Origin of the sequence: Streptomyces sp. GbtcB6, assembly GCF_019091475.1 — a bacterium.
Lineage (GTDB): Bacteria > Actinomycetota > Actinomycetes > Streptomycetales > Streptomycetaceae > Streptomyces > Streptomyces hyaluromycini.
Map to the genome: position 1 here is coordinate 1 of NZ_JAGXJL010000147.1, position 1,798 is coordinate 1,798.

The 1,798-nt window shown below is 69.9% G+C and carries 1 protein-coding gene; it reads right to left on the bottom strand.

Annotated features, from left to right (window positions below):
• Positions 1 to 34: 34 nt before the first annotated feature.
• Positions 35 to 1,699 carry an IS1182 family transposase gene (locus KVT45_RS54875; RefSeq protein WP_217562599.1) on the bottom strand — a complete coding sequence of 555 codons (1,665 nt, stop codon included), beginning with the start codon at positions 1,697 to 1,699 and terminating at the stop codon, positions 35 to 37.
• Between the last annotated feature and the right edge of the window lie 99 nt (positions 1,700 to 1,798).

Here is a 1,798-nt window from a genome sequence, read left to right on the forward strand (position 1 = left end):
TGAGTGACTCTGTCGGGAATCTTGAGGACGGGCGTCACTTCCCTTGGCGCCACCACAGCGGCCGGGGTAAGTCTCTTGCGTCGAGGTACTGCTGGAATGCTGTGGGAGGGCGGGGCCGGTACGAGCCGTCGGCGGGGTCTTGAAGGCTCAGCCGCTCGACGTTGATCGCGAGTGCGGTCAGGACGTGCTGGACGTGCGTCTTGACCAGGCCGCGGTAGCGGCACCGGCGTCCGCGGTGGCCGTCCGCGAACTCCTCGATGGTGCCCTCGGCTCCCGAGCGTCGCCCGTAGAGTCGGCGCCAGTCCGCATCCTGCTGGTCGGCGCGGTTCTTGGTTTGGAGTTCGTGCAGGCGGCGGGTGGGAAAGTACAGGCTGCGAAACGGGCCTGGAGTGCACTTGGCCCGCTCGGGGCAGCGGCCGCACTGGCGGGCGTCGAACCGGACTGCGACCTTGGTCGGCTCGGCCACCGGCAGGTCCTGCCAGTTGCCGCTGACCTGCCCGTTGGGGCAGGTTACCTCGCGCTGGTCAAAGTCGATGATGAAGTTCTCCCGGCCGAATCCGTCGTTGGCCCGGTGCTGCGGCGTGGTGCTGGGCGGAAGCGGCCCGATCAGAGTGACGCGGTGCAGGCGGGCGGCGGCGTCCATGCCGGCCACGGAGGTGTAGCCGCCGTCGACCAGGTGCCGGTCCGGCAGCAGGCGCAGCCGCCTGAGGCGGGCGTGGATGCCGGGCAGCGCCTGGCTGTCCGCGCTGGAGACGGCGGTGGCCACGTCGGTGATGACGTTGATCCGCTTGTCGTCGCAGGTCTCGGTCACGTGTACGAGGTAGCCGGTCCAGCGGGTGTCGCCGCGACGCGTCCAGCGTGCCTCGGTCTCATACGGCGACTCGATCTGAATCCGGGAGGGCGGCCGACCGTCGCGCTTCGTGCGCGGCCTAAACCGCCCCTTGGCATCCACCAGGAAGTGCTGCACCAGGATCGTTCGGAGCACCTTCGCCTGCGCCGGAACGCCGCCGGGGAGCCGGGCGTCAAGGCGTTGCAGCAGTTCGCGGTCGTCGTTGCCCACCTGCTCCAGACGGGCGACGGGGTGGCTGGGCTGGGAGCACAGGCGAACCGGCCGGCCGTAGCGTTGGGCCCATTCGGCGGTGACCAGCTCATCCAGCACCTCTGGCGCGTCGCGGGCCACCTCTTCCAGCACGGCGCGGACCGCCTCGGTCACCAGCTCCAGGCGGGTCAACTCCCGTGCGGCGGACAGGACGTGGGTGGAGTCGGTGCGCTGCGTGACGCGCCCCTTGAGCAGGCCGGCCCGTCGGATCCGGGTGAGTGCGGGGCCCAGTAGCCGGTCGGCGCGGTCGCCTTCGGCGAGCCGGTCGCGGAAGTCGGACAGGACGCTGTGGTGGAAGCCGGGATCGTCCAGGTCCAGTCCGAGGGCGTACTTGAAGTCGATTCGGCAGCGCACCGCCTCGGCGGCCTGGCGGTCGGAGAGGTTCATCGCGTACTGCAGCACGCAGACGGTGGCGAGTTGGGCGGGTGAGAGCCCAGGGCGGCCGTCACGCGGGTACCAGGCGGTGAAGTCCTCGTCACTCCAGAGGCCATCGAGGCGGTCGCGGATCCACATCGCGGTGGTGCCCTTGGGGTTGGCCGCGCGGGCAACCCGGGCGGTCAGCGGCGGGATCTCGGCTCCGGAGTGAGGTTGGAGGGACACATCGGGCTCCTGGGGAACGAGGGCGGGACGTTCCAACGAGCCTGACGCAACGTCACGATCGTTAACTGCCGTCCTCAAGATTCCCGACAGAGTCACTCA